The following is a 15,679-nucleotide window of genomic DNA, read 5'->3' on the forward strand; positions in this document are numbered from 1 at the left end:
ACTCCGCTCCCCGGACGCCTCTCGGGTCCGGGCGGGGCGTCGGCACCGTCCGCGGCACCGGGAGGAGCGGGTAAATGATCATGGTGACGGGTGCGACCGGGACGGTCGGACGCGAGGTGGTGCGGCTGCTGGCGGCGCGCGGGGACGCAGTGGCGGCGGTGACCCGCGATCCGGCCGCCGCGTTCCCCGCCGGCGTGCGGCGGGTGGTGGGCGATCCGTCCCGGCCGCGCTCCCTGGACGGGGAGCTGGCGGGGGTGCGGGCCCTGCTGCTCTCCCCGCGGGCGGTGGGCGCGGCCGCGGCCGACCTGCTGGCGTCGGCGGCGGGGCACGGAGTGCGGCGGGTGGTGGTGCTGTCGGCGGTGACGGTCGAGTACGGGGGCGGGTACCGGCGCTTCGCCGCGGAGTTCGAGCGGGTCGAGGCCGCGACCCGGGACTCCGGCCTGTCCTGGACGTTCCTGCGCTGCGCCGACTTCGCCGCCAACTCGCTGGCCTGGGCGCCGCAGGTCCGGGCGACCGGCACCGCCCGGGGCGTGCACGGCGCGGCGGCCACCTCGCCCGTCCACGAGCGGGACGTCGCCGAGGCCGCCGTCCTGGCCCTGCGCGACGAGGCCCACGCGGGCCGGGCGTACCCGCTCACCGGGCCGCAGTCGCTGACCCAGTACGAGCGGGCCCGGCTGATCGGTGCGGCCCTCGGCCGGGAGGTGCCGTTCGAGGAGGTCCCTCCGGAGGCGCTGCGCCGGGCGCTGCTCGCCCAGGGCCTGCCCGCGGACGTGCCCGACCGGCTGATCGGCTACGCGGCGGCCTGCCTGGCCGCCCCGGGCCCGACCACGGACGCCCTCCCCCGCCTGCTGGGGCGCCCCGCCCGCACCTTCGCCGCGTGGGCGGCCGAGCACGCGTCCGCCTTCGCCTGAGCCCGGGTGCGCGCCCCGGTCGGGTCGGGGCCGGGGCAGCGCCGACGGGCCCGGATCGCGGCGTGGATGCCCTCGTCCCGGAAGGTCGGCGGCAGGCGGCAGGCGGCAGGCGGCAGGCGGACGTCGACGGTCGCCGCCGTCGGGGTGGTGGGCCCGCCCCCCACCCCCGGCTCAGGCTCGTGCGCCCGGTCGCGCCACGGTCTTGTCAGGTCGGTCCGGCAGTCGGGCAGCGGCCGGTCGTCACACGAACGGGTGGGCCGGGTGCGTCTCGGGCCGCTTCGGCCAAGGGAGTTGCCGTCGCGGGTCTAGAGTCCGTCGACGTGGCACAGACGATCTCCGACGAGCCCGTTCCCCCGTACGTCGACCCGACGAAGCCGAGCATCGCCAGGGTGTACGACGCCTTCCTGGGCGGCACCGACCACTACGAGGTGGACCGCGAGGTGGTCCGCAAGGTCACCCGGGCCGCCCCCGAGGCCGTGGACCTCGCGGTCGAGAACCGCGCCTTCCTGATCCGCGCCTGCCGGTACCTGGCCGCCCAGGTCGGGATCACCCAGTTCCTGGACTGCGGCTCCGGCCTGCCCACCGCCGAGAACACCCACACCGTGGTGCAGCGCGCCGACCCGCGGGCCCGGGTCGTCTACGTGGACAACGACCCGATGGTGCTGGCCCACAGCCGCGCCCTGCTGGCGGGCGACGAGCGGACCCCCGTCGTCGCCGGGGACATCTTCGAACCGGAGGCGCTGCTGCGGGACCCCACCGTGCGCTCCGCCCTGGACTGGGACCGGCCGATCGCCCTGCTGCAACTGGGCACGCTGCACCACTACAACGGCGAGGACGTCCGCACCCGCCGGGACGTCATGCGCGCCTACACCGACGCGCTGCCGTCCGGGTCGTACGTGGCGATCAGCCACTTCCTGGACCCGGAGGACGAACACAGCGGCACCGCCCGGAAGATGGAGGAGATGTTCCTGCACAGCATGATGGGCAGCGGCACCTTCTCCACCCACGACGAACTGCTCCGGCTCTTCGACGGCCTGGAACTGCTCACCCCCGGCCTGGTCCGGTGCTGCGACTGGCGGCCCGACGGCCCCCGGCAGGAGCCGCTGACCGCAGGCCGGCGCTGCATCGCGGGCGGCGTCGCACGGAAACCCTGAGCCGACGCCCGACGACGGTGGTGGTCGGGTCTCCGCCGGAGGCCCGGTCGTAGGCGGTCAGCGGGCCGAGGATGCGGTGGACCGGCTGCCGGGCTTCTTCCCAGCGCCCCGGGCTGCTCCCCGACGTTCTCTGCGGGCTGCGGCCGCCCCCGTCCGGTGGGCCCGGTCTCAGTGCGGTCGCAGCCCGGGGTAGTAGCCCAGTTGGTAGGTCGACAGGTCGGAGACGGCCAGCTCGCCGCCGCCCCGGCAGACGGGGCAGACGCGTCGCGCGAAGCAGACGCGGCAGCGTCGGCGTCCGGGAGGCTCGCCCGGCAACCAGCCGCGCCCGTCGCAGCTGTCGCAGGCGCCGAGGCCGTCGCACTCGTAGCAGAGCACGTAGCCGGGCGTGACGGTCTCCGCCGTCCGGACCGGTTCCGGCCGCCGGGGCTGCTCCGGTTCGCGCGGGGTCGCGGCGGGTGCCCGCCCGCGGTGGGGCGCGTTCGGGCCGCCGTCGTCCGGGCTGCCGTCGTCCGGGCGGGCTCGGGCGGCACCGGCCTCGGCGGGGCGTTCTGCGCGGGGCGCGGCCGCGCGGCGGCGCGGCGGCGGCTCGTGCCCCTGGTCGGCGCCCGGGGTCGGTTCCTCCGGCGGCTCACCGGGCTGCGCCCGCCGGGCGTGCCCGGACCGTTCCGGCTCCTCGCGCGCACCCGGCACCTCTCCCATGGGCTCCGTCCTTCCCCGGTCCGGCCGGGTGAATCCCGTGCGGGCCGGACGGGCGTCAGGTCGGCGGCCCCGCCGACGGCGCTGCCAGTGGCCCCGTCGGCGCGAGGAGGGTGTGCAGGGAGCGGTTGTGGCGGCGCAGCCAGTCCCGGTAGACGGGGTTGCCGCCGGCCAGGCCGAGGTAGGCGTGGCGGAGGTCGTCCCAGAGGCCGTCGAGGGCCGGGCCGCGGACGGTGTCGGGGCGCCAGGTGAGCAGCAGTCGGACGGCGAGCGGGTCGCCGTGGACGGGGCGCAGGACGGTGCCGGGGCCGGGCGGCGAGGTGGGCTGGCAGGGGCGGACGGCTTCGCCGGAGGCGACGAGTTCGGCGGCGGTGGCGTTGTCCCGGACCTGGATGACGCGCGGGTCGAGTCCGGCCTCGGCGAAGACGCGGCGCAGGGCGGCGTACTCGTGGTCGGCGGTCGGGTCGACCATCCAGGTGTCGCGGGCGAGGTCGGCGAGGCGGACGACCGGCCGTCCGGCGGCGGGGTGGGTCTCGGCGAGGGCGACGAACTGGGGTTCGCGGGCGAGCAGCACCCGCTGCTCGGTGCCGGCGGGGACGTGCAGCGGGAAGCCCTCGCTCTCGTGGACGAAGGCGGTGTCGAGCTGTTCGGCGGCGACCAGGTGGAGCAGGGCGATCGCCGAGATGTCGATGTGGATGGTGGTGTCGGTCTCCGGGAGCCGGTCGTGGATGCGGCGCAGCCAGGCGGGGACGGCGCGGCTGCCGACGCTGCCGATCCGCAGTCGGCGGCGGCCCGGTCCGGTGGCTTCGGCGCGGGCGGCGGCGACGAGGGCGTCCATCTCGGTGATCACGGGTCGGGCGCGGGAGAGCACCGAGTGCCCGAGGGCGGTGGGGCGGCTGCCGGTCCGTTCGCGGGTGAACAGCCGTCCGCCGACGGTGCGTTCGATGCGGTGGAGTTGGGTGGTCAGCGACGGCTGGGTCATGCCGAGTCGACGGGCGGCCTTCCGGACGCTGCCGGTGTCGGCGATCGCGCACAGCACCCGCAGGTGTCGGACGTCGAGCTCCATCACGGGAGCATAGCCAGGCGCCCCACGTATGCCAAGAGCATGTCAAGAGATGCCCGCGAACCGTCAAACCGCCTGCCGGGCAAGGGCATTGCCCCGGGCTATCGCCGGTTGCCATCTCCGCGACCCGCCCGGCCTGCCCCAAGCTCGGTGCAACAACTCGTCACCGCGTCCCGGACGTCCTCCCCACGGCGCCGGGACCCGCGAATGGAGTCCCCACATGAACCGCTCCATGACCGTGCTCGCCGCCGCCCTCGGACTGGTCCTCGCGGCCGGGACCGCCGCCGTGCCCGCCGCCGCGGCCGCCCCGGCCCCCGCGGCCGCCCCGGCCCCCGCAGCCGCCGCCCAGGGCTACACCCCGTCCGCGGGCGTCGCCGCCAACTCCGCCGAGGCGGCCGGCAACAAGGCGTTCTACGAGGCCGTGATGAAGTCGGCCCGCGCCAAGCAGGCCGCCAACCCCTACCTGCTGGCCGTCACCGTCACCTACGACGCCAGCCAGGCCCCGACCTTCCGCACCGTGATCTCGCAGAGCGCGCAGATCTGGAACTCCTCGGTCACCAACGTGCAGCTGCGCTCCGGCACCAGCGCCGACTTCCGCTACTACGAGGGCAGCGACTCCCGCGGCTCCTACGCCTCCACCGACGGCCACGGCCGCGGCTACATCTTCCTCGACTACGCGCAGAACCGGCAGTACAGCTCGCTGCGCGTGGTCGCCCACGAGACCGGCCACGTGCTCGGCCTGCCCGACCACTACACCGGCCCGTGCAGCGAGCTGATGTCCGGCGGCGGGCCCGGCACCTCCTGCACCAACCCGTACCCGAACTCCACCGAGCGGAGCCGGGTCAACAGCCTCTGGCTGTACGGCCTCGCCGCCGCGGGCTGACCCCGCCCCGGCCCGGCCCTCCTCCGACCCCGGCCGCTCCGACCCCGGCCGCTCCGACCACCGGCCGCTCCGACCACCGGCCCCCGGCTCCGCGACCCGCGGAGCCGGGGGCCGACCCGCGTCCGGGAGGAGCGCTGCGGGGCCGACGGGGGCCGGTGGGGGCGGGTGGCGGGAACCGTTCCGGCCGGTCACGTCGTCCGAGGCCGCGTAGGGCCTCGCACCGGCCCCGGGTCCTCCCCGGCGGCCCGGCTTGTAGGCTCGGACGGAACAGCTCTGATTCTTGGAGGGGGAGCCCGGTGCGCGCCCGTCGGTTGATAACTGTGGTTGCTGGAGTCGTCGCGCTGAGCACCCCGGCGGTCGCGCACGCCCGCGGCGGTGGCGGCAGCCACGGGTTCGGGGGCAGCGGGGGCAGCCACGGCGGTGGCTCGCACCGGTCGTCCGGCGGCGTCTACTTCTTCGGTGGCGGCGGCGGTGGCGGCGGCGGGTTGATCACCCTGCTGGTGATCGTGGCCGTCGTCCTGCTGGTCCTGTGGCTCATGCGCCGGCACCGGAAGGCGAAGCAGACGGCCGGTCTGAACACGGTCTCGGACCGCACGGCGCACCGCGCGGACGCGCAGGCCCGCGAGCGGGCCGTCCAGGTCGGGGCCCGGGTCGACGCCATCGCCGACACCGACGCGACCTTCGACCGCGCCGCGCTGGAGAGCCGGGCCGTCTGGCTGTACGAGACCGCCCAGCGCGCCTGGTCCCGGAACGACCAGGCCGTGCTGCAGGAGATCCTGTCCCCCGTCCTGTACGGCAAGTGGGCCGACGAGCTGAACGACTACGCGTCGCGCGGCGAGGTCAACGTCGTGGAGATCCTCTCCGGCCCGGTGGTCGAGCTGGTCGACGTGGCGAACCGCGCGGGCGAGGTGAACGACACCGTGACCTTCCGGATCACCGCGACGCTCAACGACTACGTGCGCAGCAGCTACGGCGCGGACGCCGCGCGCAAGGACGGCTCGACCCGCCCGGTCGAGTACTGGACGCTGCGCAAGAACCGGGCCGGGGAGTGGATCGTGTCCTCGGTGGAGCAGGCGGCCGAGGGCGCGCACCACCTGACCGACGCCATCGAGACCGACGGCTGGGACCAGAAGGAGGTCGCCCGCGAGGCGGTGCTGGAGGTGGCCGGGAAGACCGCGGTCAGGGGCGCGGGCGACCTCCTGTCGCTCACCAACGTCTCGTGGAGCACGGACGCCGACGCCGCCGCCGGCGACCTGAGCGTGCTCGACGGCCGGTTCGACCGGGCGGTCCTGGAGGTCGCCGTCGAGCGGTTCCTCGAGGAGTGGGTCATGAACGACGGCAGCCTGGACTTCACGGCCGTGCGCACGGCCGACCGGACCGTCATGCGCGACGCCGTCGTCAGGTCGGTCACGGTGCGCTCGCTGGCCTCGCGCGAACCGGTGGTCTTCCGGGTCGCGGCCGAAGCGGAGGGCGTCTACTACGAGGTCGACCGGCGCAGCGAGCAGGTGCTGCGCGGCGACGCGCACGGCCGCAGGCCGATCACCCTGGTGTTCGACCTCCGGATGGACGACGCGTCGACCGACGCGTGGTCCGTGGTCGCCGCCCACGTGGAGTAGGCGTCAACTCCGGGGGCCCGTGGTGGCACGAACGGGGCAATTCTCCCTGCGGGCGTTAGCGGCTCCGAGCGGCGGGGGTAGTTCGTCCTCACACCACTGATCGGAGTGCCCATGCGACCTGTCCGCACCACCACCGCCGCCACCGCTGCCACCGCTGCCGGAGCCGCCCTGCTCCTCGCCCTCGCCTCCCTGGCCGCCGCCCCGACCGCGTCCGCCGCCGACCGCACCGACCGCGCGGGGCGGGCGCCCGGCTGCACGGCCTCGGCCTGCAACGGGAGGGACCCGGTGGCCTCGCACTGCGACGACGACGGCAAGCTGGTCGAGAGCCGGACGCTGGGCGGGGCGTCCGGCGCGAAGGTCCAGCTCTTCTACAGCGCCGCCTGCAAGGCGAACTGGGCCCGCAGCGTGGACGCGCCGGACGGCGGCGCCGTGCTGGTGACCAGCCGCAACGGCCGCAAGTACGTGCGCGACACCGACGACGCGAAGAAGTACGTCTGGACGCCGATGGTGGACGGCACCGTCGCCGCGCAGGCCTGCCTGGGCCCGCAGAACAGCGACGCGCTGACCTGCACCTCCTACCACTGACCGTAGGAGCTGCTGGGTCCGGCGGCCCCGACGGGCCCGACAGGCCCGCGACGGTGCCCCGCCTCCCCCGCCGAGCGGCCTGGCGGGGGGGACGGGGCACCTGGTGCGGGAGGGGGTCAGTTGGCGGGGACGGTGTCCTTGAACGCGGTGCCGGCCGTGCGCAGCGCGGCGACGTTGGTGGCGACCTGGGCGGGGCTGAGCACCTGGTCCTTGACGAAGTACACGTAGTCGACCTGCTGGTCGTACGAGCGCGGCGTCGTGGAGTACTGGCCCGCCAGGTCGATCAGCCAGTGGTTGAAGTCGATGAACTGCGGGGTCTCGGGCAGGTAGGGCTCGCCGTGGGTGGCGACGACCTGGCCGTCGATGTAGTAGGTGACGTTGCTGTTGTCGATGGTGAACTGCAGCAGGTGCCAGCCGTCGAAGGACTGGCGCTGCTCGCCGTGGGTGTTGACGGCGTTCCACGGGTCCGGGTTGTAGGTCTCCCAGGTGGTCTCGTACATGATGTTGCTCTGCTCGCCCCAGCCGCCGTTGGGCAGGTACTCGAAGTCCTGCTCGCTGTAGTTCGGGTCCATCGGGGCGTTGAGCGGGGTGAAGGCGAAGAAGGTCTGGTTGATGTGGTCGCCGTCGGGGCCGCTGTTGGGGGCGTCGGCGAACTTGACCCGGGCCGCGTAGGTGCCGTTCTTGAACTTCCGCGCGGTGGTCTGGATCTCGGTCTCCTTGGTGCCGGAGGCCGTGCCGTCGGTGGTCAGGCGCAGGTTGAGCACCTTGCTGCCGCCGACGGTGGGGAAGGTGACGTCGGCCGGGGACCAGGTGGCGCCGGAGACGCCGGGGCCGCCCTGGCCGGACTTGACGGTCCAGCCGTGCTGCTGGACGGCGGCGTCCGCGCTGGTGTTGTAGGAGAAGTCGTCGAACAGGACGGGCGCGTTCGGGTCGACCGGCGGGGTGGAGGTCGAGCCGGACGGCGACGGCGAGGCGGACGAACTCGGCGACGGGGACGGGTTGTTGCCGGTGGGGGCGGTGCCCCAGATCAGGGCGCCGTCCTCCTGGAGGGTGACCTTCTGCCAGTTGGCGTAGCCGGTCTGGGTGCCGCTGAAGGAGTAGTCGTCGGACTGGGTGAGGGTCTGCCAGTCGGAGCGGTAGAAGCGCAGCTGCATGTCGCCGGTGGACTGCCCGGGGGCGAGCGAGCCCGCTCCGGCGGTGAAGCCGATCTCCAGGTAGCGGTCGGCGGTGGCGGTGGGGTTGGCCAGGGTGCCGAAGGTGCCGGTGATGTTGCCGCAGCCCTTCACCGCCCAGGAGCAGGCGAAGCGGTAGCTGACGGACGGGCCGTCGGACTTGAAGTAGTAGCGCAGGGTGATCCGGTTGAGCGCGACGGTGGTGCTGCCGGTGTTGGTGACCTGCAGCCAGGGCTCGGTCTGGTCGGCGGTCGCGCCGGAGGCGCTGGTGCGGTACTGGACGCTGAACGCGTCGGCGGCGGACGCCGGGGCGACGGTCAGCGCGGTGGCGGCCAGGCCGGCCGCGGCGATCGCGGCGGCCGCGGCGAGCCGGGCGCGGCGGCTGGTCGTGCGGGGGCGTGCGGACACGGTGGTTCCTTCCGTGGGGGGAGTGCCCCGCGGTGCGGCGGGGCGGCAGGACGTTCCGGCGGTGCACGTGCGGGGTGCGGCGGCGGAGGTGGTCCGCGTGCTGCGGGCGGTCGCTGACGGTGGGTCGGCGACCGGGTCTGTGGGTGCCGCTCGGGCGGCTCGGGCGGTGCGGGCCGCTCAGGTCGCTCGGGCGGTACGGGCGGTACGGGCCGCTCGGGCGGTACGGGCCGCTCAGGTGGCGAGGAGTTCGCGTTCGGCGTGGTGGACGCCGAGGGCGGCGAGGCGGGGGCGGTGCGCGGCGAGGGCGGGCAGGAAGTCCCGGACGTAGTCGCTGTCGGGGTTCCAGGCCCGGTCGGCGATGGCGCACAGCCGCGGGTAGGCGAGGTAGTCGAAGTGCTCGGCGGTGGTGACGAACTCGCTCCACAGCTGGGCCTGGGTGCCGAGCACCCGGGCCCGCTCGGCGTCCTCCCAGTGCGCGGGGGCGGCCTGGTGGGCGTGGGCGGTGGCCAGGTCGACGACGTACTCGGCCTGGCCGAGCGGCTCGTCGGGGCGTCCGCTCTGCGGGTAGTCGAGGTAGGTGGCGCGGTGCGGGGCCATCACCACGTCGTGGCCGCGCCGGGCGGCCTCCCGGCCGTGCTCGGCGTCCCGCCAGGGCATCACGGTGAACTCGACGGGCAGCGTGGCGCCGTCGGTCTCGGCCCAGCAGACCGGGACGCGGCCGGCCGCCAGCAGGTGGCGGCCGACTTCGCCGAGGAACCAGCCGCGCAGCTGGGCGGGCGCGGCGAGGCCGAGTTCGGCGGCCCGGCGGCGGGCGGCGGGGCTGTTCTCCCACTCGACGGTGGGGCACTCGTCCCCGCCGAGGTGGACGTAGCGGGAGGGGAACAGCTCCGTCGTCTCGTCCAGCACGGCGCGGCAGAACGCCAGCGCCTCCTCGTGCACGCCGAGCACGGTCTCGCACACGCCCCAGTCGGTCCACACGTCGAGCTGCCGCTCGGGGTGGTTGCCCAGGTGCGGGTAGGCGGCCAGGGCGGCCCGGGTGTGGCCGGGCATGTCGATCTCGGGGACGACGGTGACGCCCCGCTCGGCGGCGTACCCGACCAGGTGGCGCAGTTCGGCCTTGGTGTAGGCGCCCTGGTGCGGCAGCGCGTCGTACGCGGTGGAGCCGGCGTGGCCGGTCATGCTGCGCTCGCGGCGGGCGCCGATCTCGGTGAGCCGGGGGTAGGCGTCGACGGGCAGCCGCCAGCCCTGGTCGTCGGTCAGGTGCAGGTGCAGGACGTTGAGCTTGTGCAGGGCGATCCGGTCGACGGCGGCCAGCAGGCGGTCCAGCGGCTGGAAGTGCCGGGCGGTGTCGATCATGAATCCGCGCCAGGAGTGCCGCGGCCGGTCGGTGATCCGCACCGCGGGCAGGCTCCACTCGACGCCGGGCACCGGGGCCGCCGAGAGCGCCTCCGGCGGCAGCAGCTGGCGCAGCGTCTGCACCGCGTGCCGCAGTCCGGCGGGCCGGGCCGCGTGCAGGGTGACCTGGAACGGGTCCACCGTCAGCCGGTAGCCCTCCTCGCCCAGTTCCGCGCCGGCGGCGGGGTCCAGGGTCAGCGCCACGGTGCCCTCCGGCCCGGCCGCCAGCGGCAGCCCGGTCGCGGGGCGCAGCAGGGTGCGCAGCAGGTCGGCGACGGCGGCGGCCTCGCCGTCGGCGCGCACGGTGGTCCGTTCGGTCAGGGTGAACCGTCCGGCAGCGGGAACGAGATCGACCGGGGTCGGCAGGATCACGGGGTGGTCTTCTTCCGGGGGTAGGGAGGTGGGTGGGGTCGGGCCGGGCCCCGTCCGGGGCGGCGGGGTCAGCCCTTGACCGCTCCGGCGGTCATGCCGGTGGTGACCTTGTTCTGCAGGAACAGGAAGACCAGCAGCACGGGGAGCATGAAGAGGCTGGCCGCGGCCATGGTGGCGCCCCAGTCGGTGCCGAAGACGTTCGCGAAGGAGGAGAGCCAGACGGGGAGGGTGCGGGCGTCCTGGTTCTTGATGATCAGCGTGTTGGCGAAGGCGAACTCGTTCCAGGCCGTGATGAAGCCGAACAGCGAGGTGGCGAGCAGGCCGGGGGCGAGCAGCGGGAGGGTGATGCGGCGGAAGGCGCCGGCCCGGGTGCAGCCGTCGACCTGGGCGGCTTCCTCCAGTTCGGCGGGGACGGCGGCGAGGAAGCCGCGCAGGGTGACGATGGTGAAGGGGAGGGTGGTCATGAAGTAGACCAGGGTGAGCATGCTGAGGCTGTCGAGCATGTCGGTGTCGCGGGCGATGACGTACATCGGGATGAGCAGGGCTTCCCAGGGCGCCATCTGGGCGGTGAAGACCAGCAGCAGGAAGGCCCGGCGGCCGCGCCAGCGCAGCCGGCCGACGGCGTACGCGGCGAGCAGGGCGACGACCAGGGAGAGCAGGACGGCGCCGAGGGTGACCAGCAGGCTGTTGCGCCAGTAGCCGCCGAAGCCGGGGGCGTGGATCGCGGTGGAGAAGTGTTCGAGGGTGGGGTGCAGGGGGAGGAAGGCGGGGGTGGCGGACTGGATCTCGGCGGTGGGCTTGAAGGCGGTGACCACCATCCAGTACACGGGGAACGCGGCGGTGACCAGGACGGCGAGGGCGGCGAGGTTGAGCGGGAGGCGGCGCAGTCGGCGGGGGGTGAGGAGGCTGCGGGGGGCGGGGAGGCGGCGGGAGGCGGGGAGGCTGCGGGAGGCGGGGAGGCTCATGCCTCGGCTCCTTCCTGGCGGTGCATCCGCCGGAGGGTGGTGACGAGCGCGGCGAGCAGGATCAGCACGGTGAGCGTGGAGGCCGCGGAGCCGAGGTCGTACTTGTGCAGGTTCTGGGCGATCTGGAAGGCGTAGACGGGCAGGGTGGTGGTGGCGCCGTTGGGGCCGCCCTGGCTGACCACCCAGATCTGGGCGAAGCACTTGAAGGTCCAGATCACTTCGAGCGAGGTGACCAGGGCGAACAGCGGGCGCAGCACGGGGACGGTGACCAGGCGGAAGGTCTGCCAGGCGCTCGCGCCGTCGATCCGGGCGGATTCGTAGAGCTCGCCCGGGATGGTGGTGAGCCCGCCGTAGAGGGTGAGGGCGGCGAAGGGGACGGACTGCCAGACCACCAGCAGCACCAGGACGCTGAAGGTGGCGCCGGAGTGGGCGAACCAGGCGTAGTCGTGGTAGCCGTGCAGTCCCAACTGGTCAAGAGCCCAGTTGACCACCCCGAAGCGGGACTGGAACAGCCACTGGAACACCGTGGTGGCGGCGATCACCGGGGTCGCCCAGACCAGCACCAGGGCGCTCATCACGGCCAGCCTCATCCGCCTGCCGAGCCGGACCAGCATCAGCGCGACCAGGGTGCCGAGGCCGGTGATCAGCAGGGTGTTGAGGGCGGTCCAGCCGAGGGTGCGGGCGGTGACCGTCCAGAACTTCGGGTCCGAGAGGAGCTCGGTGTAGTTGTCGAAGCCGACGAACGGGGCGCCGCCGCGGATCAGTTCGGCCAGCCGGAAGTGCTGGACGGAGATCACCAGGTTGCGGGCGACGGGGTAGAGCAGTAGGTACGCCGCGCCCACCAGGGTCGGGGCGATGAGCAGGTAGGGCCGGATCCGGGTGCGGAGCGGCGGTGACGCGTCGGTGGGCACGGCGGGGGTACTCCTGTCGGGGACGTGCGGGGCGGGGCGGCGGACCGGGGCGGGCGGCGGGCCCGGCGGGCGGCGGGCCCGGCGGGCCGGACCGGGGAGCCCGGCCCGCGCGGGGGTCAGTTGCCGCTGAGCGCCTTGGTGATGGCCGCGCTCGCGGTCTTGCCCGCGGCGGACGGGTCGGCGCCGGTGAGGACCTGGGTCATGTACTGCTTGATCGGGTTGTCGGCCTCGACGGCGGCCCAGTCGGGCGAGTTGGGCGTGGCGCGGCCGTTGACGGCGCCCGCGGCCATCGCGGCGGCGCCCTCGTCGTCGCTGAGCACGGAGGCCAGGGTGGTCCGGTTGGGGACGTAGCTCATCTGCTTGGCGATCGCGGTCTGCCACTTGTCACCGGCCAGTGCCTTGACCACTTCGTAGGCGGCCTGCTGGTGGCGGGAGGACTCGGGGACGATCAGGTCGGAGCCGCCGGTGAACACCGCGCCGGGCTTGTCGGCGGTCTTGCCGGGGATCGGGAAGAAGCCGAGCTTGTCCTTGAGGTCCGGGTTGGCCTTGAGGATCGCGGCGGCGCCGCCGGGGGTGGAGATCACCTGGGCGGTGTGGCCCTGGGCGAACACCTCGGCCTGCGGGGGCTTGGCCTCGTCGGACTCCTTGGGGCCCTTGCCGAGGGCCTGGAGCTGCTGGTAGAAGCCGATCGCGGCCTTGGCCTGCGGGGTGTCCAGGGTGCCGGTCCACTTGCCGTCGGAGCCCTTGACGGCGAGGTCGCCGCCCTCGTCCCAGAGGAAGCCCGCGAGCACGTACCAGGTCTGGCCGGTCAGGTAGATGCCGTCGTTGCCGCCGGTGTTGAGCTTCTGGGTGTCGGTGATCCACTCCTCGCGGGTCTTGGGCGGGGTGGTGATGCCGGCCTGCTGGAACAGGTCCTTGCGGTAGATGACCACGCGGTTGGCGGCGTACCAGGGGATGCCGAACTGCTGGCCGCCGATGTTGCCGGGCTCGGCGAGGCCGGGGATCCAGTCCTTGCCGTTGAGCTCGGCGGTCTTGTCGCTGAGGTCGTGCACGCCGCCGCTGGCCGCGTACTGGGCGACCTGGGTGTTGCCGACCTCGATCACGTCGGGGGCGTCCTTGCTGGCCAGGGCGCTGGTGACCTTCTGGCCGATGCCGTCCCACTCCTGGATCTGCACGTTCAGGGTGAGACCGGGGTGGCCGGCCTCGAAGTCGGCCTCGAAGTCCTTCAGGAAGCCGTCGGTGACGCTGTCCTTCATGATCCAGACCGTCAGTTCGGCCGGCCCTGCCGACTCCTGGGAGCCCGAGCCGGAGCCGGAGGAGCAGGCGGTCAGGGTGGCCGCGCCGAGCAGCAGGGCGATCGCGGAGCGCAGGGTGGTCGTCAGTGCGGTGGATCTCACGGTGGGTGCCGCCTCGGGGTGCCTAGGGGTGCCTGTGGGGGTGTTCGAAGAAGACCAAATATTTACCAGTAGACTCAACTGGTCCGGTCGGTGGTAAGAGAAGGTGGCACAGCCGCTGCGGCCCGTCAAGGCCCTGCACGCCCTCCCCATCCTGCCCCCCACCTGCAAAGAAGGTTTCCAGTTCGGGCCTTCCGGAGCCGCGGCGACAACTGGTAAGGTCCGCGAACTGGTCTGGTATGGTCTGACCAGTTCGAAGTGAAGGGATGGAACGATGGCGACGGATTCGTCCGGCGGGGCAGGATTGAAGCGCGACCAGGTCCGGGAGTACCTGCGCGAACTGGTCGAGTCGCTGACCCCCGGCGACCCGGTCCCGTCCGAGCGCGCGCTCTGCGCCCAACTCGGCGTCTCCCGCCCGACGCTGCGCGCCGGGGTGGACGAACTGGTGGCCGCGGGGCTGCTGGTGCGCGAGCACGGGCGCGGCATGTTCGTCGCCCCCGCCAAGATCGTCCAGGAGCTGACCCCGTCCGGCGGCGCCGCGCCGTCCTTCAACGTGCCGCGGGCCTCCGGCAGTTGGACCAGTCGGCCGCTGGAGTTCAGCTCACTGCCGGCCGGTGCGGCGATCGGCCGCAGGCTGCGCCTGTCCCCCGCCGCGCCGATCCTGCACATCGTCCTGCTGCGCCTGGTCGACGGCGAGCCGATGGCCATCGAGCACCTGCACGTCCCCGCCGAACTGCTGCCCGGGCTGGTGCCCGCCGATCTGGAGCACGGGGACCTCTACCAGCTCCTGGCCGTGCGCGGCGTCCACGTCCACGAGGCCGTCCAGGCGATCGAACCCACCGTGGTCAGCGACCGCGAGGCCCGACTGCTGGCCGTCCCCGCCCTCTCCCCCGCCCTGCGCTTCGACCGGCTCACCACCGACGCCTCCGGCCGCCCGGTCGAGTACACCCACTCGCTCTACCGCGGCGACCGCTACCGCATCGTCTCCCGCATCTCGCTGGCCGACCCCTCCCCCGCCACCCCCGGCGACTCCCGCCACCACCCCGGCATCCCCCCGGGCGACCAGACCACCCGCGGCACCGGCCCCACCGTCACCACGGGGGACATCCAGCCCGTGCTGTGACGCTCCGCTCCCCGGGACGGCGCGACGCCTCCCGGACGCGCCCGGCCCGTTCCGGGGCGCGGGGGCGCGCTCAGACGGACAGGTCCGTGTTCAGGCGCGCAGGTCCGCGCTCAGGCGGACGGGGCCGTGCTCAGACGGGCAGGTCCGCGCTCAGGCGCACAGGTCCGCGCTCAGGTGGACGGGGCCGCGCTCAGGCGCACAGGTCCGCGCTCAGGTGGACGGGGCCGCGCTCAGACGGGCAGGTCCGCGCTCGGACAGGCAGGTCCGCGCTCAGATAGGCAGGTCCGTGTTCAGGCGCGCAGGTCCGCGCTCAGGCGCACAGGTTCGTGCTCAGGCGCGCGGGGCGCTGTACCACCGCCACTCGGCGGGTCGTTCGTGGCCGGGCAGTTCGCCCCGGCCGGTGGCCCACAGCAGGGTGGGCCAGGGGGCGGTGCCGGTCGGCGTCCCGGGGAAGAGCCGGGCCAGGACCCGGGCGCTGATCCCGGCGGGGGCCGTCCAGTCCAGGCCCAGGCCGAGCGCCAGGTCCTCGGCGTGGACGAAGAGTTCGACCAGTCCCATGGCGGCGCAGCCCTCGGCGTCCGCCGTCCCGAAGCCGTGGAAGGCCCGGTCCTGTGGCCGGGCCGTGCGCACCATCGCCACCAGCAGCGCCCCGCACGCCTCCAGCACCTGCAGCAGGCCCTGCGGCCCGGCCTCCCGTTGGGCGAAGACCACGCTGGCGGGCTTGCCCGGCCCCTCCCGCCGGTAGACGAACGGGACGAAGCCCTCGGCGGGCGGCGACTGCGGGCCGAGCTGGGCGGCGTAGGAGAACAGGTCGTCCGCCAGGTGCTCCGCGGTCTCCCAGCAACTCCACTCCAGCGTCCCGGCGGGTCGTTCCCAGTCGGCGGCCGCGTCTGCCCCGCGCAGCAGGGCGACGACCAGTCGGACGCCCTCGGCGAGGTCGTCGGCCGTCACCGAGCCGACGGCTCCCGGGTGTTCAGGATGTTCCGGGCGTTCCGGGCGTTCGTGATCGACCATGGGCCGAGCGTACCCGG

At 74.1% G+C, this 15,679-nt stretch carries 14 protein-coding genes; 6 read left to right on the top strand and 8 right to left on the bottom strand.

Annotation, left to right across the window (positions count from 1 at the left end; genetic code table 11):
* Nucleotides 1-74 precede the first annotated feature (74 nt).
* On the top strand, nucleotides 75-911 hold the full coding sequence (locus OO57_RS10800) for an NAD(P)H-binding protein (protein WP_033252129.1): 837 nt from the start codon (nucleotides 75-77) through the stop codon (nucleotides 909-911).
* A gap of 320 nt (nucleotides 912-1,231) precedes the next feature.
* Nucleotides 1,232-2,065, top strand: a complete 834-nt coding sequence (locus OO57_RS10805; protein ID WP_081973598.1) for an SAM-dependent methyltransferase — start codon at nucleotides 1,232-1,234, stop codon at nucleotides 2,063-2,065.
* A 168-nt stretch (nucleotides 2,066-2,233) separates the two neighbouring features.
* Here the strand turns inward: OO57_RS10805 and OO57_RS39330 are convergent, their stop codons facing one another.
* Together OO57_RS39330 and OO57_RS10815 are read right to left on the bottom strand one after the other, a co-directional pair.
* Entirely contained in the window at nucleotides 2,234-2,764 is a 531-nt protein-coding gene (locus OO57_RS39330) for a hypothetical protein (RefSeq protein WP_051777158.1), read from the bottom strand.
* Nucleotides 2,765-2,819: 55 nt separating this feature from the next.
* On the bottom strand, nucleotides 2,820-3,827 hold the full coding sequence (locus OO57_RS10815) for a LysR family transcriptional regulator (protein WP_051777161.1): 1,008 nt from the start codon (nucleotides 3,825-3,827) through the stop codon (nucleotides 2,820-2,822).
* 217 nt (nucleotides 3,828-4,044) lie between these two features.
* Here OO57_RS10815 and snpA point away from each other — a divergent pair, with 217 nt between their 5' ends.
* From snpA to OO57_RS39335, 3 genes are all read left to right on the top strand, one after another.
* Nucleotides 4,045-4,707 (top strand): snapalysin, encoded by a 663-nt coding sequence (snpA, locus tag OO57_RS10820; RefSeq protein ID WP_033252130.1) that lies wholly within the window; start codon nucleotides 4,045-4,047, stop codon nucleotides 4,705-4,707.
* Nucleotides 4,708-5,027: 320 nt separating this feature from the next.
* A complete protein-coding gene (locus tag OO57_RS10825) occupies nucleotides 5,028-6,323 on the top strand; it encodes a Tim44 domain-containing protein (RefSeq protein WP_081973599.1) in 1,296 nt (431 codons plus the stop codon).
* Nucleotides 6,324-6,434: 111 nt separating this feature from the next.
* Nucleotides 6,435-6,908 (top strand): DUF2690 domain-containing protein, encoded by a 474-nt coding sequence (locus tag OO57_RS39335; RefSeq protein WP_051777164.1) that lies wholly within the window; start codon nucleotides 6,435-6,437, stop codon nucleotides 6,906-6,908.
* A gap of 116 nt (nucleotides 6,909-7,024) precedes the next feature.
* On the opposite strand, the gene OO57_RS10835 is transcribed toward OO57_RS39335, so the two are convergent.
* The 5 genes from OO57_RS10835 to OO57_RS10855 all read right to left on the bottom strand — a co-directional run bounded on the left by OO57_RS10835 (nucleotide 7,025) and on the right by OO57_RS10855 (nucleotide 13,528).
* Nucleotides 7,025-8,488 (bottom strand): cellulose binding domain-containing protein, encoded by a 1,464-nt coding sequence (locus OO57_RS10835; protein WP_033252132.1) that lies wholly within the window; start codon nucleotides 8,486-8,488, stop codon nucleotides 7,025-7,027.
* Nucleotides 8,489-8,719: 231 nt separating this feature from the next.
* Nucleotides 8,720-10,255 (bottom strand): beta-N-acetylhexosaminidase, encoded by a 1,536-nt coding sequence (locus OO57_RS10840; protein WP_033252133.1) that lies wholly within the window; start codon nucleotides 10,253-10,255, stop codon nucleotides 8,720-8,722.
* 68 nt (nucleotides 10,256-10,323) lie between these two features.
* The gene (locus OO57_RS10845) at nucleotides 10,324-11,220 is read right to left on the bottom strand and encodes a carbohydrate ABC transporter permease (protein WP_051777168.1); all 897 of its coding nucleotides are present in this window, start codon (nucleotides 11,218-11,220) and stop codon (nucleotides 10,324-10,326) included.
* On the bottom strand, nucleotides 11,217-12,131 hold the full coding sequence (locus OO57_RS10850) for a carbohydrate ABC transporter permease (RefSeq protein ID WP_234337299.1): 915 nt from the start codon (nucleotides 12,129-12,131) through the stop codon (nucleotides 11,217-11,219). The genes OO57_RS10845 and OO57_RS10850 overlap by 4 nt, the downstream gene beginning before the upstream one ends.
* Before the next feature lie 116 nt (nucleotides 12,132-12,247).
* The gene (locus tag OO57_RS10855; protein ID WP_081973600.1) at nucleotides 12,248-13,528 is read right to left on the bottom strand and encodes an extracellular solute-binding protein; all 1,281 of its coding nucleotides are present in this window, start codon (nucleotides 13,526-13,528) and stop codon (nucleotides 12,248-12,250) included.
* Between the two features lie 271 nt (nucleotides 13,529-13,799).
* Between OO57_RS10855 and OO57_RS10860 the strand changes: the two genes are divergently transcribed.
* Nucleotides 13,800-14,648: a GntR family transcriptional regulator gene (locus OO57_RS10860; protein WP_033252134.1), complete on the top strand. Its 849-nt coding sequence runs from the start codon at nucleotides 13,800-13,802 to the stop codon at nucleotides 14,646-14,648.
* 330 nt (nucleotides 14,649-14,978) lie between these two features.
* Here OO57_RS10860 and OO57_RS10865 read toward each other — a convergent pair whose 3' ends face one another.
* Nucleotides 14,979-15,662, bottom strand: coding sequence for a hypothetical protein (locus OO57_RS10865; protein ID WP_418909877.1), 684 nt, complete (start codon nucleotides 15,660-15,662; stop codon nucleotides 14,979-14,981).
* Nucleotides 15,663-15,679 lie beyond the last annotated feature (17 nt).

The organism is Kitasatospora phosalacinea (genome assembly GCF_000717185.1).
GTDB classification, from domain to species: Bacteria; Actinomycetota; Actinomycetes; order Streptomycetales; family Streptomycetaceae; genus Kitasatospora; species Kitasatospora phosalacinea_A.